This window comes from Bacteroides sp. AM10-21B, assembly GCF_003472565.1.
Lineage (GTDB): Bacteria > Bacteroidota > Bacteroidia > Bacteroidales > Bacteroidaceae > Bacteroides > Bacteroides propionicigenes.
This window is the reverse complement of the sequence record NZ_QRME01000003.1, coordinates 262069-285194: the sequence shown is the minus strand read 5'-3', so window position 1 is coordinate 285194 and position 23126 is coordinate 262069. Positions and strand designations below refer to the sequence as shown.

Annotated in this window: 16 protein-coding genes and 1 riboswitch; of the genes, 5 read left to right on the top strand and 11 right to left on the bottom strand. The window is 44.0% G+C overall.

Annotated elements, in window-relative coordinates:
• Positions 1–18 precede the first annotated feature (18 nt).
• The 4 genes from DW121_RS05355 to DW121_RS05340 all read left to right on the top strand — a co-directional run bounded on the left by DW121_RS05355 (position 19) and on the right by DW121_RS05340 (position 9097).
• Entirely contained in the window at positions 19–2310 is a 2292-nt protein-coding gene (locus DW121_RS05355; protein WP_147399661.1) for a hypothetical protein, read from the top strand.
• Positions 2311–2409: 99 nt separating this feature from the next.
• The gene (locus DW121_RS05350; protein ID WP_158573916.1) at positions 2410–5028 is read left to right on the top strand and encodes a PL29 family lyase N-terminal domain-containing protein; all 2619 of its coding nucleotides are present in this window, start codon (positions 2410–2412) and stop codon (positions 5026–5028) included.
• Between the two features lie 103 nt (positions 5029–5131).
• A complete protein-coding gene (locus tag DW121_RS05345) occupies positions 5132–7045 on the top strand; it encodes a S41 family peptidase (protein ID WP_118323199.1) in 1914 nt (637 codons plus the stop codon).
• Positions 7046–7141: 96 nt separating this feature from the next.
• Positions 7142–9097, top strand: coding sequence for a protein-disulfide reductase DsbD family protein (locus tag DW121_RS05340; protein WP_118323286.1), 1956 nt, complete (start codon positions 7142–7144; stop codon positions 9095–9097).
• Positions 9098–9271: 174 nt separating this feature from the next.
• Here DW121_RS05340 and DW121_RS05335 read toward each other — a convergent pair whose 3' ends face one another.
• Complete coding sequence (locus DW121_RS05335) at positions 9272–11104, bottom strand: TrkH family potassium uptake protein (RefSeq protein WP_118323198.1); 1833 nt, start codon at positions 11102–11104, stop codon at positions 9272–9274.
• Positions 11105–11239: 135 nt separating this feature from the next.
• Between DW121_RS05335 and DW121_RS05330 the strand changes: the two genes are divergently transcribed.
• Positions 11240–12607, top strand: coding sequence for a TrpB-like pyridoxal phosphate-dependent enzyme (locus tag DW121_RS05330; protein ID WP_117713307.1), 1368 nt, complete (start codon positions 11240–11242; stop codon positions 12605–12607).
• Here DW121_RS05330 and DW121_RS05325 read toward each other — a convergent pair.
• The 10 genes from DW121_RS05325 to DW121_RS05280 all read right to left on the bottom strand — a co-directional run bounded on the left by DW121_RS05325 (position 12604) and on the right by DW121_RS05280 (position 23053).
• The gene (locus DW121_RS05325) at positions 12604–14181 is read right to left on the bottom strand and encodes a chloride channel protein (RefSeq protein ID WP_118323197.1); all 1578 of its coding nucleotides are present in this window, start codon (positions 14179–14181) and stop codon (positions 12604–12606) included. The two genes, DW121_RS05330 and DW121_RS05325, sit on opposite strands and share 4 nt — an antisense overlap.
• Positions 14182–14262: 81 nt before the next feature.
• Positions 14263–14799: a hypothetical protein gene (locus tag DW121_RS05320; RefSeq protein ID WP_117713309.1), complete on the bottom strand. Its 537-nt coding sequence runs from the start codon at positions 14797–14799 to the stop codon at positions 14263–14265.
• Between the two features lie 26 nt (positions 14800–14825).
• The gene (locus DW121_RS05315) at positions 14826–15182 is read right to left on the bottom strand and encodes a hypothetical protein (protein ID WP_117713310.1); all 357 of its coding nucleotides are present in this window, start codon (positions 15180–15182) and stop codon (positions 14826–14828) included.
• A 4-nt stretch (positions 15183–15186) separates the two neighbouring features.
• Complete coding sequence (locus DW121_RS05310) at positions 15187–15726, bottom strand: RNA polymerase sigma factor (RefSeq protein WP_117713311.1); 540 nt, start codon at positions 15724–15726, stop codon at positions 15187–15189.
• A 145-nt stretch (positions 15727–15871) separates the two neighbouring features.
• On the bottom strand, positions 15872–16048 hold the full coding sequence (locus DW121_RS05305) for a DUF4250 domain-containing protein (RefSeq protein ID WP_117713322.1): 177 nt from the start codon (positions 16046–16048) through the stop codon (positions 15872–15874).
• A 149-nt stretch (positions 16049–16197) separates the two neighbouring features.
• Positions 16198–17226 carry an iron ABC transporter permease gene (locus DW121_RS05300; protein ID WP_117713312.1) on the bottom strand — a complete coding sequence of 343 codons (1029 nt, stop codon included), beginning with the start codon at positions 17224–17226 and terminating at the stop codon, positions 16198–16200.
• On the bottom strand, positions 17219–18352 hold the full coding sequence (locus DW121_RS05295; RefSeq protein ID WP_117713313.1) for an ABC transporter substrate-binding protein: 1134 nt from the start codon (positions 18350–18352) through the stop codon (positions 17219–17221). The genes DW121_RS05300 and DW121_RS05295 overlap by 8 nt, the downstream gene beginning before the upstream one ends.
• Positions 18353–18360: 8 nt before the next feature.
• Positions 18361–19485 carry a YncE family protein gene (locus DW121_RS05290; protein WP_118323196.1) on the bottom strand — a complete coding sequence of 375 codons (1125 nt, stop codon included), beginning with the start codon at positions 19483–19485 and terminating at the stop codon, positions 18361–18363.
• Positions 19486–19518: 33 nt separating this feature from the next.
• On the bottom strand, positions 19519–21534 hold the full coding sequence (locus DW121_RS05285) for a TonB-dependent receptor plug domain-containing protein (RefSeq protein ID WP_118323195.1): 2016 nt from the start codon (positions 21532–21534) through the stop codon (positions 19519–19521).
• A 56-nt stretch (positions 21535–21590) separates the two neighbouring features.
• Positions 21591–21789: riboswitch (cobalamin riboswitch) on the bottom strand.
• Positions 21790–21817: 28 nt separating this feature from the next.
• Positions 21818–23053 carry a multidrug effflux MFS transporter gene (locus DW121_RS05280; protein ID WP_118323194.1) on the bottom strand — a complete coding sequence of 412 codons (1236 nt, stop codon included), beginning with the start codon at positions 23051–23053 and terminating at the stop codon, positions 21818–21820.
• Positions 23054–23126 lie beyond the last annotated feature (73 nt).

The window sequence follows — 23126 nt, the reverse complement described above, 5'->3', positions numbered from 1 at the left end:
AATTAATCTTTTAGGCTTATGAAAAAGTACTTTAGTTTTTTATTGCTACTGGGAATGCTGGTAGCTGTGAGTCCAATCTTCTCGGGATGCTCGGATGACAACACAGAGACTCCGCAGCCGGAACCGGAACCTACTCCCGATGTTCCTGACAACCCCACCCCTATTCAATGGGATGAAATGGAAGCCAAAGCAGGAGAACGCGGCGTAGGTATCAAAGTAACCAACCTCAGCGAAAATGACTTCTCCTTTGAACTGACACCGGGCGCCAATGTACAGTCCTACCGTATGGACGTATATCCGGTATCGCGTATGTATAACTACCTGCTGGAAGAAGGCGGTAAAGGCGCTGATGCGGACAAGATAGAAGAACTGGTTCTTGCCGCTATCTATAATTCACAGGGTGCGGGCGGTTATACTTTCAAACCGAGCGTAAAGACTTTCGACAGCTGGGCTACTTCCAAGTATGCACAATCGGAAATCGTGCCGGATGCGGAATATATAATCATCACAGTAGGATGTAACGACGACAACGGACAATCACCTGCCGATGTGCATATCTGCCACCTCACCACTCCTAAAAAAGAGATAGTAGGCGACCCGCGTATGGACATTGATGTGACACCCGGATTTACTATGGCACGCATCACCTACAAGCCGAATGCCGACTGTAAATACTTCTATCAATATTGTGTAGCCTCTAAATATATAGACACCTACATCGAAGCATACGGAGAAAAGATGTACATTGATTTCCTCCGTCACACTTCCAAGAATGCACTGGATGCGCAAACAACCGAAGAGGATTTGACCTATTATCCCAATTTCGGCGAAACGGCAGATCCCAACACCCCGATTTGCGTAACCGCCATCGCTCTGGACGAAAACAAAACGGCCGGCAAATTTATGCGTAAAGATTTCAACCTGAATGCAATTCCTGATGAAGCCAAGCAAGCAAGTTGTACAATCACAATTGGCAGAGTAGGCTCTAACACCGTAGAGCTTAAGTCTGTAATGGACAAATATTGCAGAGCGGCATTCTACCGCATATTCAGCAAATCTGATTGGGAAGACGGTAACTATGAAAATAGCGAAGAAAACACAAAGGCGCTTATCGCACAGCTGTCCGACAGCGGTTGGGGACTTAAGAACCCGAACTACTCTACTAATGAGGATGAAAGTAAAGAAGGAGAAAAAATAGACATTCCGTTCGATATCAAACCTAACACGGAATATGTGCTTGCCTATATTGCAAGCAACAGATACGGTCAAAGCTCCGGTTTGAAAACCGCTACCTTCAAAACTATAACGCAACAATATAACCCGGAAGCTGCTTTGGGAGGAGACGAAACAACAGTAGAATGTACATCAACAGACCGTACAAAGATTGCGCTGAAATACACTTTTGATCCGGATATGGCAGTCTTATTCCATCAATTTATTAACACAGTCAAGGATGACAAGGGAAATATTATATATGATTTTGACCGAATGCTGAAACTTGGCACAGACGGCAAAACTTATGAAATCAACGATGAAAAAGAAATAATAAAATTCCTTCTCGACGATAGATTGAACACGGAATGGGATAGAAGCAAAGATGGCACATACACATATACACAGACTGGTATGTCCCCCGGCACAACATATGTCTACGCTTATATGACAGTAGACTGGTACGGTAATCTGTCACAGGTTAAGTTGCTGCAAGCCACCACAGCGGCTATCCAAGGCGGTCCTAATCCGACCATGATATTAAGCGGTAAAACAGACCAGTACAACAGATTCGAAGTGGAATTCAAGATAGACAAGGATGTTGCCAAGTTCCGCTATATGATAACGAAAGATACATATTCTACAAACAGCCGATATAGCTATAAAGACTGTATGGAAGGATATAGAAGTGACGTTATGGGAGAAGCCGGTCTGGAAACAATAAACTCTACCAGCCTTAATTCTTCAGAAACCGTTGATAAAGTAGGCCGTTTCGTTGCATTATGTGTTCCTATCGGTAAAGACGAACAAGGTCAGGACAAAGTTGGAGATTTGTACACGCTATGGTATGACCAAAGCTTGGGCGGTGTTATCAGTGACCCTGCCAAGATATTCAAAGACTATGTAGCTCCTACGGCAAAATACAGCACAATTTCCGAAATGTCCAAAAGAGTACAAAAGATGGACAGAAGAACTCCCGCTTATCTGCTCACCCCGGAAACCCGGGATATGAAACGGGCCTCAACTGTAAGCAATATGGATGTGAAAACAATTGTGATAGACATGAAGCAATTGGGCACTCATCCACATGCCAAATAATACCGGTTTCTATTCATTCAAAAATCAACCAAAGACTGCTCAGGCAAAAACAATCCGGGAAACCGGATGCCTGAGCAGTTACTAAAAAAACATGAAGTTATGGAAAAGAACAGTATTTTTTCCTGCCGACGCAACGGCAGAAGCTTTCTGTATTTATTGATAGCTTGCGTCACCATGTTTGCATCATGTTACAATGATGATGATCTTAAAAACTCTATTTCCTCATTGGAAGACAGAGTTGCCAACCTCGAATCTTCACTGAAAAGCGTACAAAGTGACATTGCCACACTGAATACACTGCTGGACGGAAACAAACAGATAAAATCTGTAGTAAAGGACGAAGAAAGCGGCAATTATACCATTACTTTCTCTGATGACACCACTGTCACTATTCAAGGTATCAATGAAAGTGCGGATGTACCCAATATCACAGTTATCAAAGAAGAGAACGGCATCTATTACTGGGGAATAGAAACAAACGGTAAAGCTGAATATTTAAAAAACAGCAAGGGAGAGAAAATGCCTGTCACGGGTTCCGCCCCCTATATCCGTATCAACTCCGAAACCTACGAATGGGAAATCTCTACTGACAACGAAAACTGGACAGGTACGGGAGTCATTGCAAGTGACAAGTCCAATGCCTGCTCTTTATTCAGCAGTATAGAGGATAAAGGTGACTACGTTATCATTACACTACGCAGCGGAGTTACTTTGGAAGTCGCTAAAGTACAGGATTTGAAATGTATGATTCTTTGCGGTAAATTATATTTTGAAGCCGGCAAGACACAGTCAGTAGCATTAGAGATGAACGGTATATCCCAATACATCATCACCAAACCTGACGGTTGGAAAGTATCTATTGCAGACAATAAACTGAATATTACAGCTCCTGCCACGGACGAAGCTGCACCTACAACTAAAGCGTATATAGTAGAAGCCGAGGAAAAAGGAAAAGTCGCAATTCTTGCAGTAGCCACAAACGGAAAGAGCGTCATTTCCGAGATTCCGGTAGAAATAGGTACTGCACCTATGACAATCAGTGCTAACAATGAAAACAGAACTGTCAGCACAACTCATGCTACAGGAACCTATGGTTGTTACTTAGGAGTGATGAAGAGCAGTGAATACTCTGCCGATAATGTCGTGAAATTACTAAGCGATGAAACGGTAAAAGCCAAATATCAGAAAAGAAGCGCCTTACAAGATGAGACGTTGGAAAGATTACTCAGCATCGAAGGCAGTACGATGGAAGATGGCACAACTTATATGATTTGGGCGATGCCTGTCGGAAGTACTTCTGAAATTGTTGCGGATAATGTTATCGCAACAAGCATACAGTCGCCCGGCATAGTAGAATTGGCATCTTCGGACATCACGTTTGAGAGTGCAAACTTAACCATCACGATGAAAGGCTGCAATAAATATGTTTGCGGTGTATTGAAAAGCAGTGCTTTCAATGCTTCCCAGCTAATCGCTTCCCTGAATCAAGATGGAATAAATGACTACGTCACTAAAACATCCGATTACAATGGAGGATTGGACAAACTGGATACTTGGGCTGTGTCCAAGATTGTTGCAGGAACTAAATACACTGCATGGGCCATCCCTGTAAGTACGACTTATGAAGAAAAAAGACTGAAACAAATAGAAATTGAAATTCCGGCTATTACTTTCGATGGCACAGCAACCATTAGCATCGGAGATATTATCGCTGACTTCAGTAGCGTAAAAGCAGACATTACACCCGGAACAGATTGCTATAAGTTCTATTATAATTACTTCAGCAAAGATTTATTAGATACCAAATATACTACAGATGAAGCCATTAGAGACTATCTACTCCAAAGTGGAGCATCTTCAAAAACGGTTGCTACCTGCAGTAAAACTTACATGAATCCGGGTGATAAAGGCTCTATTTGCGCCATTGCAATTGGAAAAGACGGAAAAGCAGGTAGTTTGGTTAAAAAAGAAGCTAATGTCAAAGAAGTAGTATATAACAATATCAGTTTAAGCATAGCAACAACTGCCGCTCCCACTTCCCTGTCATACAAGATTACGGCAAGCAATGGAACTCCTACAGCATATCGTTATTTAAACTTGACGGATGATGATTTGAAAGGCTATGCATATGGCAACGATGAGAAAAAAGTGGAAAATGCTTTAGTTACAAAGAGTGGTAGAGTAACAGAAATCGCAATAGCAGATTTGAGTGAAGGTACATTGAAAATTGAGAATTTGCCGATAGAAACACAATATAACTTCTTTGTTATGGCTGTAGATGCAGAAGGCAATGTATCTAAAATGTTTAAAGCGACTAAAGAGGAATCGATAACTAAATTTCCGGATTTCTTGGGTGAAGAGGTATGTAATACCACAACCTATCCTACGGTTACCGTAACAAAATGGAGCGAGGAAGTAGTAGGTTCGGCCAGTACATATAAAAAACTTACTTATAGTGTTTCTATGCCTGATAATTGCAAAGAGTATTATGTATATTTCGATAATGCACAGATAACCGGAGTGTGGGGTGATAAAGCCAGAAAAGTACTGAAAGAACAATACAAATATACACAGGTTATTAATTCTAGAACAACCACTGTCTATAAAGATGGAAGTAAATATTTCTATATCCTGTGGATAGATAAAGATAATAATTACTATAGAGTAAAGGAAACCAAAATCGACTACCCAACCGATACAACTCCGGCTAACTTATAATTTGTATTACAACAACTTTTGAAGATTACCCGCCTCCGGCGGAAACATCGGCAGGCGGATAATCATCTTTTTTACTTACTAATATTTTAAACAACAATTTTTAATGAGAACAATTCAAAACATTTTCCTACGCACAGCATTGTGCATTATGTGTGTGTTTGCCTCAACAGCCTGTTCGGAAGACGAAGAAGGCGCAGGAGGAGGAGGCGGTCTTGATAACACCGGTATTACCGAAAGCGCCACCGAACTGGAACAAACCGTGTCTGTATACGGTGAAACCAACACACTGTCTTTTACAGCCGCTGCCGCTTGGACAGCTGCACTTGCCGAAACCGTAGACTGGGCTAAAATATCCGGAACAACAGGTAATACCGCTGCCGGAAAAGGTTCAGTCAGAGTAACTGTGGAAAAAAACACCACCGGAAAAGAACGTACCGTATCAGTCAACATCAAAGTAGAAGGCTATACCAACATCGCTACTTATAAGATTACGCAAAGTGCAACAGCAAGCGGTGCAGATGTATCTACTACAGACATGGAACTGAACGAGAAGATGCACAACTATCTGAAAGAGCATTATCTCTTTAAAGATGAATACAACACACTGACCGTAGCTACCGACAAATGTCCGTACGGTGAGTTCCTAAACCAATATCTGTCGGGTATGAAAACCAATGCAGAAGATGGCGGTATCTACCGTGAATATTCTTCTTATGCAGGCGAACGCTACATTTACTCTTATATAGAGAAAGCCGGTAGCGCCACTCGCGGTGCAAGTACACGCGCCACCACAGTAAGCGGATTGGGACTTGGAACATTCTTCTCCTCTTATATTGACAATGCTTATACTAAAATCGGTCTTGCTATCGGCTACGTGTATGAGGACTCCCCTGCCGCAAAAGCCGGCTTACGCCGCGGTGATGTTATCAGTGGTGTAAATGGAGTGACTTTGAATAAAAACAACTACAACAGTTATATGCAGGAGTTGTTCTACGCCACCGGCGGAACATATAAAATTGACTATCTCCGCCACGAACCTAATGAAGCACTAAAGAAATATGACCTGATACCGTATGAAACAGAAGTAACAGCTGCCAGCTATATCAACAGTCCGATACTGACTTCATATATAATCAGTGAAAAAGATAAACCGGAAGGTTATAAAATCGGTTATATGGTATATCAGGCATTCGACTTGAACTTCACCAAAGAACTGGAATTCACCCTTAACCAGCTGAAAGAGGCTAAAATTACAGATCTTATTCTGGATTTACGTTATAACTACGGTGGTTCGGTACCCGTAAGCTGCTACTTGTCCAGCGCCATTGCCGGAACAGCCAACAATGGTAAAGTATTCACCAGCCTCGAACGCAGCACTACCAAACAACGCGAAGATATCAAGTTCGGTACAGACTATGAACTGGGAGTAAGCCCCGTTGACTTGGGTCTGAACAGAGTAATAGTTATCATGTCGGAAGAAACAGCTTCTTCCAGCGAACTGTTGATAAGCTCTCTAAAAGGCATTGATTTCGATGTTTATACAGTAGGTAGCAAGAGCGAAGGCAAGAATGTGGGTATGGAAGTACAGACATTGACTGCCGGAGGCGGAACTTATGAGTTTGCACCCATCACGTTCCGTACGTACAATGCCAAGAACTGGTGTGACTATGCTGACGGTATGATGCCGGACGTAGTAATGAATAATCAGAATACTTCTTACAAAGACGACATCGACAACCTCTTCCCATATGCTTTCGGTGACTGGACAAATATGGACTTCAACCTCCCGTTGTGGTACTCATTCTGTAAAATCACCGGTCAAAATCCTGCACCGGAGGAACAGCTGACAGCTACAGCAATCAATCTGAAAGCTCCCGCAACAAGAGCTGCCAGCACCATAGAACGCACAGGGTATCGTCCTGACATCAACATCGTTCCATTGAAATCCGCTCCGCTGAAACGCCCGTTGGGTACTTTCGGCTCATTGATTTACAATCAGGCGGAAACTGAAAAATAATTTTCTTTTTTTTTCTCTAACACTCTGACAGGATGCTTCCCGCCAATGCTGATGAAGCATGAAACGGGGGCATCCTTTTTTATGAAACAAAAAGATATGAGAAATCTACTAATATTATGCCTTGTATGGTTTGCTGTCGGTTCTGCCCAAGCGCAAATCAAAGAACCGGTAAAGTTCAAGACCGAACTTAAATCGCTCTCCGATACAGAGGCCGAAATCGTATTTACAGGAACAATTGAGGAAGGCTGGCACGTGTACTCCACCGAATTGGGTGAAGACGGCCCCGTACCTGCCACCTTCAATCTGGATGTATGCACCCATGCGGAAACCGTGGGCAAACTGCAAGCCGTGGGCAAAGAAATAAGTACCTACGACCAGATGTTTGAAATGAAAGTACGCTATTTTGAGAAGAATGTCCGGTTTGTCCAAAAGGTGAAATTCACCGGAGGCGCTTATGAGCTGGACGGCTTTCTGGAATTTGGCGCTTGTAATGCGGAAAGTTGCCTGCCGCCCACCAAAGTACCTTTCAAGTACACAGGCAAAGTGGCAGGAGCTGCCAAAGACACAGCAAGCGAGGAAAATGCGAAAGCCGACGTACCCCTTCCCTCCTCCGCCACCGCATTGGAAAACAACCTCTGGACTCCCGTCATAGACCAGCTGCAACAGCAGGACGATACGCACGACACCACAGACAAATCATGGCTCTACATCTTTGTCACCGGATTCTTGGGAGGACTGATAGCCTTGTTCACTCCCTGCGTATGGCCCATCATCCCCATGACAGTGAGTTTCTTCCTGAAAAGGAACAAGGACAAGAAGAAAGGCATCCGTGACGCCTGGACTTACGGCGCTTCCATCGTAGTGATATATGTGGCGCTGGGATTGTTCATCACTCTGATATTCGGAGCAAGCGCCCTGAACGCCCTCTCCACGAACGCCATATTCAACATCTTGTTCTTCCTGATGCTGGTGGTGTTCGCCGCTTCTTTCTTCGGTGCATTCGAACTGACCCTGCCCTCCAAATGGAGTAATTCGGTAGACAGCAAAGCGGAATCTACCAGCGGCCTGTTAAGCATCTTCCTGATGGCTTTCACCCTGTCGCTGGTGTCTTTCTCGTGTACAGGACCTATCATCGGCTTCTTACTGGTGCAGGTCACTACTACGGGAAGCGTTGTTGCTCCCACTGTCGGTATGTTGGGGTTCGCCATAGCATTGGCGCTGCCGTTCACACTGTTTGCCCTGTTCCCGTCGTGGCTGAAATCAATGCCTAAATCGGGCGGCTGGATGAACGTAATCAAAGTGACACTCGGTTTCTTGGAACTGGCATTCGCCCTGAAATTCCTGTCGGTGGCAGACCTTGCCTACGGCTGGCGCATACTGGACCGCGAAACATTCCTTGCATTGTGGATTGTCATTTTTGCCCTGTTAGGCTTCTACCTGTTAGGCAAAATCAAGTTCCAACACGATGATGACAACGACAAAGTAGGTGTGACACGTTTCTTCCTCGCACTCATTTCGCTGGCATTCGCCGTATATATGGTTCCCGGCCTATGGGGTGCACCGCTGAAAGCTGTCAGCGCGTTTGCTCCACCGACATCCACACAAGACTTCAACCTCTACTCCAACGAAGTGCATCCCAAATTCAAGGATTATGACGCAGGTATGGCATATGCCCGCGAACATAAACTTCCGGTTTTGGTGGACTTCACCGGGTACGGTTGCGTGAACTGCCGCAAAATGGAAGCTGCCGTATGGACGGATTCCAAAGTAAAAAGCATTATCAACGATAAATATGTGCTGATTTCCCTCTATGTAGACGACAAAACCCCGCTACCCCAACCCATCAAGATTATGGAAAACGGGACGGAACGCACGCTACGCAGCGTAGGCGACAAATGGAGCTACCTGCAACGCATGAAATTCGGAGCCAATGCCCAGCCTTTCTATGTGCTGCTGGACAATGAAGGAATGCCGCTGAACAAGTCGTATGCCTACAATGAGGATATTCCGGCTTATGTGGAATTCTTGCAAAAGGGGCTGGAAAAGTATTAGAGTTGAAAGTGAAAAATAAAGAGGTGTCAAAATACACCTGATGATTTCTTTCGGGCACGGATTACACGGATTTCACAGATTTACTTTATCCTTTTTTCCGCGAAATCCGTGTAATCCGTGCCTGAAAAGAAACAAATAGAAAACGTTTTTTTGTTTGGATTCAACCCCCTCAACTTAATTTATTATGATTTGTCCGCTCGGATACCGATACTTCGTATGTTTCTTCTGCTTGATAATGCCGAGCATTAATGTTATCAGCCCCACACGACCTACAAACATCAAAAGTGCAACCAGCAATTTACTGTCGTCGCCCAACAAAGGGGTGGCATTCAAACTGGAACCTACCGTACTGATGGCGGAAACACATTCAAAAGTAATAGCCAGCAAAGACAGATTAGGCTCCAAAATACTGATAATGAATATAAATATAAACAATACTCCAAAGGACATCACCACCGTAGCATTGGAACGACGAATGGAGTCGTAGGACAGCTCCCGCCCGAAGACCTCTACCCGCTCCGTTCCGCGCAATACAGCTACAAGATTCAAGACCACAACCGCAAAAGCATTCACTTTGATACCGCCCGCAGTGGACTGTGAGCCACCGCCAATCCACATAAGTATGAGATAAACCAACAAAGTCTGTACACCCAGCCCGGCTAAATCCACACTGGAAAATCCCGCCGTACGGGGACAAGACGCATTAAAAAATGCCTGTGTCCACTTATCGGCAACCGACATACCCGCAAAAGAAGCATTCCACTCAAAAAGAGCGATACTGACCGTACCCACCACCAACAACAGAAAGGTGACAATCAGCACGATACGCGTATTCAGGTTATAAAGGTGGTAGAACCTGCGTCCCTCCCATCGCCAGGTATGCAGAAATCTCCAGAAACGGCGTACGTGATACAGAATAATATCCTTGAAATTCACCAATATCGGAAAACCGATACCGCCGAGAATTATCAATAGGGAAATATATATGTAAAACGGATTATGCCCTCCTGCCATCAACAACGGATTGCCCAAATTGCCCGGCAAAGTAGAGAAACCGGCATTACAAAATGCCGATATGGAGTGAAAAGCAGAAAAAGCCAGTTCTTCGTGTATATCCATACCCATCGTACCGTGAATGTCACTCCAAATAGCAAGCATCCCCACTCCCTCTATCGCCAACGTAAAAGCAAGGATATAGACTAATGTGGACAACAGCGAATTCAAGGAGTTGGAACTCACCATATCACGCACCACCAGCTGGTTGTACAGGGAAGTATTTCCCATGAAGAACATGGCAAAAAAGCTCGTCAGCGTCATGACTCCCAAACCGCCAATCTGAATCAGCAAGATAATGACAACAAACCCCGTCGTCGTAAAAGTGGATGCCACATCTACCGAGGTCAACCCCGTAACACACACCGCACTGGTAGAAATAAACAGAGAATCAACCCACGAGATACCCGCCACCGTAGAACGGGGAAGCATCAGCAATCCCGTTCCTATAAGTATAATAATAAGGAAGCTGACAGCCAGAATAAGCGAAGGGTTGGTACGCCGTCCCAACAGACGCACCAGGCCATAAGATAAATTCAGGAAAGACAGCACCAACAGCAACGCAAGATGATACATCTTGCTGTTCAGGATATCCCAAACAGTCTGTATAGCCCCTTCCACCTCCGGACGATGAAAAATAACCGGAATCAACGTCGAAAACAACAGAAAGGTCAATATCCACGTCAACTTGCTAAAAGTCTGCCTCGTATCTTTATATTCCAACAGGATATGCAAAAACATATCAACCAGAAAAACAATCCATACCGCATGATACAGGCGTTGCAGCTGCAGGGCTTCCACCGGAGAAATTGTAAATCCGTGTTCATATACCAAGCCGACAATCAACAGGATAGACGCCAAATAGGTCAAGGTTGTCATAACCCCCAACGCCACACGTATATAAGGATGAATCCATTTATTTTGATACAAAAGAAACTTGTGGTAAATCTTCATAAATATATAGATTAATGAGACGTGGCAAACTTAGACAAATCTACCTTCATAAACAAAAAACAATGGAAAAAAGAAATTGGTTTAAAAATAATAGCTACATTTGGACACTGAATTACTTTTAATTTATTAACCACTATGAGCAACAAGACAAAAAGATTTATTCTTCCGGAAGACGAAATTCCACGTTACTGGTATAACATACAAGCCGATATGGTGAACAAACCTATGCCGCCGCTTAACCCCGCTACCAAGCAACCGTTGAAAGCTGAAGATTTGTATCCCATTTTCGCAAAAGAACTTTGCCAGCAGGAACTCAACCAAACTGATACTTGGATTGAAATTCCCGAACAAGTACGTGAAATGTACAAATATTACCGCAGTACTCCGTTGGTACGCGCCTACGGACTGGAGAAAGCCCTCGGCACACCGGCACATATATATTTCAAAAATGAAAGTGTCAGCCCGATGGGTTCGCACAAGCTGAATTCAGCCATACCGCAGGCTTACTACTGCAAGCAGGAAGGCGTAACGAACGTCACTACCGAAACCGGAGCCGGACAATGGGGAGCCTCACTGGCTTATGCCGCCCGTCTTTTCGGACTGGAAGCCGCTGTATATCAAGTAAAAATCAGCTATGAACAAAAGCCCTACCGTCGCAGCATTATGCAGACATTCGGTGCACAGGTAACTCCTTCACCGTCTATGTCCACCCGCGCCGGAAAAGATATTCTGACCGCCCACCCCAATCATCAGGGTTCATTGGGTACGGCCATTTCCGAAGCCATCGAACTGGCACGAACCACTCCCAACTGTAAATATACGCTCGGTTCCGTATTGAGCCACGTTACTCTGCACCAAACCGTCATCGGCCTGGAAGCTGAAAAGCAAATGGAAATGGCAGGCGAATATCCTGATACCGTTATCGCCTGCTTCGGCGGCGGTTCCAACTTCGGCGGTATTGCGTTCCCATTTATGCGCCATACCATCCTCGAAGGTAAGAAAACACGCTTTGTCGCCGCAGAACCTGCTTCCTGCCCAAAACTGACACGCGGCAAATTCCAATATGACTTCGGCGATGAAGCCGGATATACCCCGCTACTGCCGATGTTCACACTGGGACATAACTTTGCCCCCGCCAATATCCATGCCGGAGGTTTGCGCTATCACGGCGCCGGTGTCATTGTGTCGCAACTGCTGAAAGACGGCTATATGGAAGCCATGGATATCAAGCAACTTGAATCTTTTGAAGCCGGTTGCCTTTTTGCACAGGTAGAAGGTATCATTCCCGCACCGGAATCCTGCCACGCCATTGCAGCTACTATCCGCGAAGCGAACAAATGCAAGGAAACAGGTGAAGAAAAAGTTATCCTGTTCAACCTTTCCGGTCACGGCCTCATCGATATGGCATCGTACGACAAATACCTTGCCGGCGATTTGCAAAATTATGAATTGACCGATAACGACATCCGGAAAAATCTGGATGAAATAGGCAACCTGGCTTAATAGATATTTGCCATACTGACGAGCGGTTCATAGAGTTTCTCTATGTCCTGCGAATCCATTTCAATCTGCACCTGGTCCCCCGGAATCAAACTTGTTTTCGCAGGGATCAGGTTTTTTCCATCCCTATGCACATTGATAATGACACAACGTTCGGGCAAGGAAAGTTCACTTACAGACTTTCCATCGAAGTAAGAGCCGGTCATAACCTCGACAGACAACGTATAGCGTTTCTCTTCCTGAAAGTCGGGAGAATTAATCATATCTTCATATAAGGTCACATTGAAAGGCTTCATCTGGAGTAGTTCCGTAAAATAGTAAGTCAAACCGCCTACCACCACCGAAGGATAGAAAACCTCAAAATGCCCGGTTATCTCCGTTATCAGGACAATAGCCGTAAGCGGAGTGCGCTCAATGGCCACCAAAAAGGCGGACATGGATATCAGCATGACATAAGTGATATTTTCGTACCCGATAATGCCATATTTCACAGCAATCAGTCCCACAAGTCTCCCCAACAGCCCGCCCGTCACCAACGTAGGAATAAAATTTCCACCCGGAAGCCCGGAAGAAACAGAACACACCGAAAAACCGAAATGCAGCAGCATAACAGCCAGTACCCACATTATTTCATTACTGCCGTTTTGCGCCTGCTCCAACAGAAATTGTTCGCCGCCACCCGTCAGGTTCACCTGCATCAATGAGATAATGTAGGCAACCAGTACCAAATAGAGCATCTTGATATATACCGGAGACTTGACCGTGGAATATACCCGCTTAAACGAAATCATAAGTACAGAGTATACTTTACCCGCAATGGAGACTATAACAGCCACTATAAGGAAATACTTCATCTGGACGAAAAAAGCCAAAGTAGGCTCCGACACTTCAATCAGATGATAAGGATTGACAGGAAAGACCAAACTGGCAATTGCCCCTGCCACTACACCTGCCAACAATGTAGTAATAGCCGTCTTGGGAGCATCGAAACGCTCGATGGATTCGATGACAATAAGTGAAGAGGCCAGCGGCGCCGCAAAAGCCGCCGCAAGCCCCGCTCCCGCCCCGGCCGCCAACAACTGCTTGCGCTCTCCTTGCAGGATGTGTGTCCACCGGGAAACAAGGCTGCCAATATAGGAACCAATCTGTACGGAAGGCCCCTCTCGCCCCAATGACAACCCGGCGGATACAGAAAGGATTCCACCCGCAAATTTAGAAACCAGTTCTATGAACGGGTGCTTGTAGGTTATCCTCCCATTGATTACCCCGCGTGTTTGCGGAATACCACCACCACTGATAAGAGGCATTTTAATGACCAGACGGGATACAATTATCAGAATTCCCCAAAACAACAGGAATAATGGAATATGCCAGTACCATGCAGGACAGGATGCAAAAAACTCACTACGGATATGCAACAGATAGTAAAGCAGATAATGATAAGGAACCGCAATAAGCCCCGTCAGCAAGCCTACAATCATACTGACAAAATAAAGCCGCGCATCTACTAACTTCAACTTCCAGATATGCCAGCCACGAACCGTTTTCCAATTCTTTATTTTCTGAAACAACCGCATGGAGTATTCTTTGTTATCTGCATTCCCCTACAACAAATTCTCCCCGGTGAAGTTCTAAGCCGGCACAGGATTATATTTATTTCACCGTACCGGATGTTTATGCTTTCCTTGCACTACAGCCTGTTTCTTTCTACGGTCAAACTCTTTTTTCAGCTTATTGGCATTGTTCTTCTCCATCTGATATATTTTCATAATCTGTTTGGGAGAAAGTATTTTCCTGAACTCATTATAATATTTTTCACGCACATCCAGTATCTTTCGGCTTTGCGCAAAACGCCCTTTTATCTGCTGCTCTACTTCGGCATCGGTCAGCAACGGTTTAGGTTCAGGCTTCATGCCCGGCACTTCGGCTCCTTGCTTTCCGAAAGAGGACTTACGGTTCATTATTCTGCATTCGCGAAGTTCTTTTAAATAGTTTTGATAAACCGGAACGAATTTGGCAGTGGCGGCATCATCCAACATCAATATTTTTACCATTTGGTTAGTCTGTCGCTCCACAAGTTGTTCCGGTGTCTGGCGTTTCTTTTTATCCCTGTTCGTCGGGGTTTGAGCAGAGATACCAAGTTGGCTGCCTACCATGAGGCACATCAAGAATACATAAATAAATTTTGCTTTCATAATTCTTTCTTTTTAAGACAATACTATTAATTTAAAAATATATCGTTTTCGGAGAAGCTGACGAGCTCTTCCAGCTCCTCGTCCGACATTTCACGAATCCATTTATCAGCCGGCGCTACCGCTGTACAGTTTTCCGTATCCAGTATTGGCAAATCCGAGATTCCCCTATCACCTTGCCAGAAATGGGACGGTATAAACAGGAAACCGACCAATACCGCAGCTATGGCAGCACTTGTAGAAAGGGTTATCCATAAGCGATGCCCTGCCGGCTTATTGCTGCAAGTACGCTCCTGCACCTTACGCTGCATCTCGTCAAAGAAACCTTCAGGTACACGATAGGGCGTCTTTTTTCCTATATCATCAAAATCAAACTCTTTTTTCATAGTCTTAATTATTTAGTATATATTCTTTTATCTTTTCTTTTGCATAATGATAATTCACTTTAAGCGTGTCAACCTTACTATCAAGAATGCGGGCTATTTCCTCATAATCAAGTTCGTCATAGTAACGAAGATTGAATATTAACCGCTGTTTTTCCGGCAATCTCAATATCGCCTCCTGAAATTTGACAGCCAATTCATTTTCATAGTCCACATAGTCCGAAGCCTTTAACTGGGCAATCAGGGTTTCCTGAACATCTTCAGTTGCAAGGGTTTCCCTCCTTTTACGGTTATTCAGCAAGCGGAGGCTTTCATTCGTCGCAATCCGATAAACCCATGTACTCAATGAACTTTCATTGCGAAACTGCTCCCAATACTTGTATATCTGGATAAAGACTTCCTGCAATACATCTTCCGCATCTTCATGCAAAACCACCAAACGCCGTATATAATAATATATCGGTTCCTGAAAATATTCCACCAACAACTTAAACCCTTGCTCACGATTGGATTTATATACTTGCAGAATTTTGTTTTCGTTAATCATCAGTTCATCCGGTTTTTACAGGTTAGAAAGGCAAAAAGCAAGAAAGTTAAACGAGGAAGGACACATTTGTTGTTTATTAACAAAAAGTTGGGGCTGCATCTTTCAAGACACAGCCCCAACTTCTCTGTTTATTAGTATACAGCGATTACCAGAACCTGTTTCGTGCAGGGTTATACTCAAAACCCACCGTTTTCAGTGTCCGGACAATTGCCTCTCTTTCTACATTCATATCCTCACAGAGTGCATCGAGTGAAGGATAAAAATCACGCAACTTCATGTTGATGAAGCTATACAGCATCATCGGATCTTCAGGTAATTTCATAGTCACAATCTTTGTTTAAATTAAAAACTAATACCGGGCGCAAAAGTACAATAAAAAATAATATGAAAGAGCATTATCCTTTGAAATCTGCAAGGCGTCTATGCAAACGATTGAAATATATTTATCAGGATAATCCTATCTTTCCTCTATCAGTTAAAATGCTGAGGATTTCTCTGACTTATAATAACATAGATAATTACCGGAGCTCCAATAATCGGTGTCACCGCGTTCAGGGGAATAATACCGGCCTCACCGGGCAGGACACATATCAAATTGCACAGCAGAGCCACCGCCCCACCGCTCAAAATAGTAACAGGCAACAAGGAATTATGATTGGCAGTCCTCAATATCATGCGAGCTATATGAGGCACAGCAAGACCGATAAATGCAACCGGTCCACAGAAAGCGGTAGTTATGGCAGTCAGCAAACCGGTAACAACCAAGAGCCAGTTGCGCACACGACCGGTATTAACTCCCAAGTTTTCGGCATAACGCTCTCCCAACAACAAGGCATTCAGAGGTTTTATCAGTAATAACGAACCGAATAATCCTGCAACGGTGACCAATGCAAAAGCAGGCATCTGCTGCAAAGAGACCCCTCCGAAATTACCCAACCCCCATATCATATAAGATTGTACCCCCTCTGCCGTAGCAAAGAAATTAAGCAAAGCAATGGCGGATGAAGCGATATAACCTATCATGATACCTGTTATCAGCAACATGATATTGCTTTTCAGCAATGTAGAGAAAAAAAGGATAAGTCCCATTATCAACATGGCTCCCACAAATGCCCCCGCCAATACGGAAAAGAAACCGGACAGACTGAAAGCGCCGGCCGATATACTCCCGCCGAACAACAGCATTACAAACGCCACTCCCAAACTGGCACCGGAGTTAATACCCAAAATAGACGGTCCTGCCAACGGATTCTTAAAAGCAGTCTGCAACATCAGCCCGCAAACTGCCAGCGCACTTCCACAGAGCAGTGCCGTCAAAGCTTGGGGCAGACGGGACTCCCACACAATAAAACTCCAGCTCGCCTTCTCGCCCTCACCTCCTATAAGTATATGGAAAACATCGGATACAGGAATCGCAACCGATCCTACCAACAGATTAGCCATAAACAGTAATGCAATTACTATCCCTAATCCGACACCATATTTCCACCCTTTACTCATTTAACTTGCAAAAATAGCGCAAACCGCCTAAATCTCCTATTTCAGGATGCAGAATTTGTATCAAGTCCGCCAATAAATAATCCGGACGGAAAGGCGTTTCTTCATAGAAAGGAACTTTCGCCGTATTGCATCCGTAAATATTCCGTGTTTTGAATGCTTTGAAACCTGTATATCCAATATAATCGGCTTCCATATCAGAGTAGGTCATGTCGCGGTCGCGGTTATACTTGATGAGCCAAACATCAGCATCACCGGCTTTATCGAAAACCGTTTCAAAAGCCAAAGGAATGGAGCCGCTATGCTTATCTTCCGCAAAAACATATCGCCCGCAGGCATCATCAAACAAACGTCCCGTTGTACTGCGTCCGCCCGGCACATACCATGCCGAACCACTTTTCAGTTCGCTGACGACAGACAGAGACACTGACGAAAGCATCGCGCGCCTTTTAAGCTGCTCATAGCTGTTATCCACTTCAGTAAAAAGGCTGTCGGCCTCCGAAGCAACTCCCCAAAGTAATCCGTAAAAGCGCATCCATTCGGCACGCCCTAAGGCGGAAGTCTCCATATAGTCCGCACATTCAATAATGGGAATATTCAGTTTCTCAATGCGCCCATAGCCACCGCTATTCTCAAAAGGAGAAAGCAAAATAGCATCAGGATGCAAGTCGATAATCTTTTCCATATCCGGATTCATACCATCGCCGCAGTCCACGATAGTTCCCCTACGGCATCCATCTTCTACTGCCGGAAGTTTGATGTACTTCAGGTCGCAAACGCCACCTATACTGCTTGCGACTCCCAATTCATCCATAAGGCTGCAATGCACCGAGGAATAAACCAACGATTTACGAAGAGGGGTACGAACAACAGTACCTTCCGGCAGGTGAGCCGGCAATGATTGGGATGACGGAACCAATATATACGTATGTAGTATTTTCAGGGTATCCCAAGGGTTGCGCAAAGTGGCAACAGTGTAGTCGGGATAGGTTATCAATGTAAGGTTGTCGGCATAGCGCAGGGGAATAGTGTCACCAGCCGCTAAAACAAAAGCAGTTTTACTTCTTCCCCCGCAAGAAGAAAGAAGTAAAACTACTAAAAACGAGACTGATAATGCAAGCCTTCTCATTGCCGCTGTTAATTAAAGAATACAGCAGAATTCGGGTTTTGCCCGCCACAATCAAATTTTTCCATATATGTACCGTCATTTTTGAAACGGTAAATATCACCGTTAACATCACTGTGTCCTGTAGTACCGATATAAATATCACCGTTACTATCGTTGACCGCTATCATGTAAACAACTGCCGTGCCAAGTTCTTCAGGAGCATTTTTCAAGAAAGATCCGGAGCTTTTGGTACCGGTCTTCACATCATAAGTGTAAAACGTATTGACTGCTGCGACTTCCGGCCAACTGCTATAATCTACTCTGGAGTCTACACAATACAATTTATCGTTTTCAGCGGCTACATGAGTGGCATATCCCAAATTGGTCACCTTATTATTGTTTTTTGAATCTATCATTTGCAATACATAGCTTTCAGCACTATAGTCCCAAGAAATAAGGAACGCTTTGTCATCATCTTCCGTTAATTTATTAGGATTTGAAGCTACCGTCAAGGTCTCTTTAAAAGAAAATGAATTCAAGTCAAAGACCAAAACTTCCGTATGATAAATATAGTTTACGCCTTCGTTCTTATAAGCATTGGCTACATAAAGCATATCATTACAGATGGCAACTCCCTCCAGATTATCACCATGTCCGGTCAATTTCTTTTCCACTTTCAATGTATTGGCATTGATTTTGGCAACCACACCACCATAGAAAGACGCATAAATATAGCCGTCATGAGCCGCAATAGAACGGACACCCGCAGATAAATCGGCATCATCAATAAAAGAAACACGAGCCTGCTCTACACATGCCGCATTCAGTTTTGCCAAATAATTAGAACCATAAACAGAAACATAGATACAATCTTCATACTCTATCATATCCTGACCCGTATCTCCCAATGAAGCCTTATTCTGCGCTTTATAAATATCACCGATAAAATCTTTGTCTTTATTCGGGGCATAAAATGCTATACCGGCATTATTCTGTCCCATAGTTCCTTCATTCAAAAAATAAGCACGGACATAAGGCAATTCAATTTTCGAACCGCTATCATCCCAACTTTGCTCATCATCACTGCAAGATGAAAATGAAACACTTAGTGCCAACATACACAACACACCCAATAATAAACTTCTTATTTTCATAACACTTTATTAATTAAATTGATTAAATTGATTTTAAAATTTAAAAGTTCCCGTCACTCTCCATGAACGTCCCGGCATAGGATAATATTTTATCACATCATACTGTTCATCGGTCAAATTGATGATTTCTGCCTGAAGCTGTAATTTGCATTTCTTAAAAGCAAACTCTTTAGAGATGCTGGCCGTATGCTCCATATAACCTGCTATCTCATTTTCAGGAATGTTTTGTGACAGGCAATAACGTTTACTTACGCCTACAATGGAGTAACCTATATTGAGCCAAGGCATTTCAAACCTCGCAGCTACATTGCCGCTATGCTTCGGAGTATAAGGCAACTGTTCCTTATAATTCTTGGCATCTGGGTCTGTAAGGTCAATCGCTTTCTGCAAAGTATATCCTCCGGATATAATCAAATCTATATTTTTAACTAACGGTGCCGACATAGCCAAAGTAGCATCTACTCCTGTGGCACGAACGGTTCCATAGTTTGCCATACGCCACGCATAAGTAGTGGGGAAAGCTACAATTTTATCAGTCACATCATTGTAATAAGCATCAAGCGTCGCAGAGATATAGTCCAAGAAAAACAAAGATGAACTGCTCCACGTAACTCCCACATTATATTCATTCGCCTTCTCCGGACGTAAACTCCGGTTGCCCAGTCTATAATAATATAAGTCGTTGAAAGTAGGTGTACGAAAAGTGCTTTTGTACATGAAACGCAGAAAAAAAGATTCTTCCGCCCAAGGCCGTATGCTTACGGAAGCTGAAGGAGCCAAACGGTGGAAATCCTCAGGAGCTTTCCCTACCTCCACTTTTTCAGTGATAAAAGTATGTACTAATGATCCGGAGGCGGTGATTCTTTCAGACTGATAACGAACGTTGAAAGCCGTCAAAGATGTGTACCGGGTAGGAAAAGGACAATCTTTCAGATTACTACGCAATGTATTTACAGCTCCATCTTGAGCCAAAGACAGGGATAGAGCTTTGAATGGACGGTATAAAGCCGTTGCGGATAAATAATATTCATCCTGTCTATGTACAGCACGATAGTATCCGTCAGCATATTCCTTGCCTTTATCTTCATATCTGTTCCAACCATGATTATACTTTGCTTGTGCCTGCAAACTCCATTTCGAAGAGAATCGTTTCTTATAACGTGCCTGCACAAAGGTATTCTCGTCCCAAAGAATTTCGTCGGATATCGGATTATAGAGAGTGACCGCTCCCGGAAGCCCGCGACGAGAGTTGAAATAATAGCCTTTCACATCCAACTCGCCACCGTCTTTAAAGGTATGGTAAAGAGTCGCCTCTCCCTGCCAGGAATAGATAGTTGAATTATTGCGTTTTTCTTCTGTCACATACTTTCCATTGACCAAAGTAAAAGGGTAATTCCCATCAGCACGCATATAATTAGCGTTCACAGCAAAGCGAGTACGGTCGCCTACCTTCTGCCACCAACGCAGAGATGGAGTAACGTATCCGAATGAACCGCCACTTACCCGTGCCTGAAAAGCCACATTACGTTCCTCATCAAAATGCGGCTTTTCCGTTTCAATACTCAATACGCCTGCCGAAGCATACAAACGTGCTGACTGCAACATATCGTCAGATTGCCCTATCGCCAGTGAAAGGGCAGAAACATTATCAAGTGAGAAACGTCCTATATCAATTTGCCCTGCTTGGGAATTACTTACGACAACACCATCATAACTGACAGCCGTATGCGCCGCTCCGATATTTCGTACGGAAACTGTTTTCAATCCGCCAATGCCTCCGTAGTCTTTTACATTAGCACCCGCAAAACGACGCACGGCATCAGCCATATTCTGTATGCCGAGACTGCTTATATCTTGCTGTGACAATGTTTGTACAGGTACAGCCGAAGTAACTTTATTAGGCATACGTCGTGCTGTAACAGTCACTTTATCAATCTGATGCACTTTTCCTGTAATCGTGTCCTTTCGCGCTACTTCTTGTGCAGAAAGAATTCCTTCCATACAAAAACAAGCGATGCAGAGTAACCGCATCTTCATTCTCCACACCATAAAAGAGTAAAGATTATCTTTAAAACATACACACTGTCCGCTTTCCTCGAACGGGCAATTTTTTGACTTCGTTTTGCAGGTCTTCTGACTTATTTCTAATGTATCGCCTTCCCATCCTCAAACCAAAGACAGTGGCACAAGAATGATACATTCATAATGAAACTTACAGCAGCGGGACTGTTCGGGAGTTTCACCCGATTCCCTTTTCATCCGTTCCCTGAATAAGGAACCGGAACAAAACGCCGACAAAGATAAGAATATAATATAAATATCAACCGACTCTTTACAACAGTTTCTGCAAAAAAACATTTATTAATCTATAAGGAGCAAAATTTAAAGCTTTCTTATAGAAAGGCAACCGATGAAAAGAGAAACAAGCGCACACACAAGAGCATAACGCTCCCATGAAAAATAAGAAACCGGTAGACATCCTGATATCTCCCATACCTACCAGAGGTGATACGATTCCGCCAAATGCAAAACCTATCGCCCCCAAAAGGGCTGAAGCCACCCCGGCATTTCTGCGTTCACAATCCATTGCTAAAGTATTGGAGGCTGTAAAAGACATTCCTACCATTGAAAGCAGGCAGAAAATCAATATCTCATACACCCAGAAACTGCAATTCAGGAAAAATGCGGCGGAGACTAATATGGAGATAAGCAGCATACCGTGATTTCCTACATATAACGCCCGTTCCATTGTGGAAAAACGAACCGACAAAACGGAAGATATAACCATAGCGACCGCATTGACCCCAAAACAAATACTGAATAACATAGGTGAAAGTCCATAATGCTGCTGCATGATGAAAGGAGCTGAAGCTATATTGGTAAACAAAACTCCCATCGTAAACCCATACTGTAAAATATAGCGTACATACTGACGGTTATGCAGAACTACGCCAAAACGACGGTACATATCCCCCCACTTGAAGTTTTGCCTTTGCCCGTTCGGCAAGGACTCTTCGAAACGTATACTTCCGATAATCAAAAGAGCGCCCAATATAAATAAGAACCAGAAGATTCCATGCCAACCGCTGAAATCGGCCAGCATCCCTCCCCCTATCGGAGCAACCACCGTAGCTATCCCATTGATGGCGCCGATAGTGGCAAGCATCCCCGCAAGTTCATGGGCAGAATACTTATCAGTAGCAATGGATCGGGATATGACCACTCCCCCTGCCCCGGCAACACCCTGCACAAAACGTAATGCTACAAACTGTGAGATATTCCGGGAGAAGATACAACCGACAGTGGAAATCAAGAATAGAGCCATAGCTACCAACAACGGAGAACGACGGCCATATTTATCGCTTAACGGACCAAAAACCAGCTGTCCTATCGCCAAGCCCACCATACTCGTAGTAAGCCCTAATTGCACCCTTGAAGATGTGGTCCGAAAGAAATCCGACATTGCCGGCAAAGTAGGCAGGTACATATCCATAACAAACGGACCAAAAGCGCTCAACATCCCCAAAAACACCAATATAAAACCTTTTGAATTTTGTCTGCCTGTCATCACTATCCTTCTTTTATAAACCGGCGGCAAAATTACCCTATATTTACAATACCGGCTATGGCTTATCTTGCAC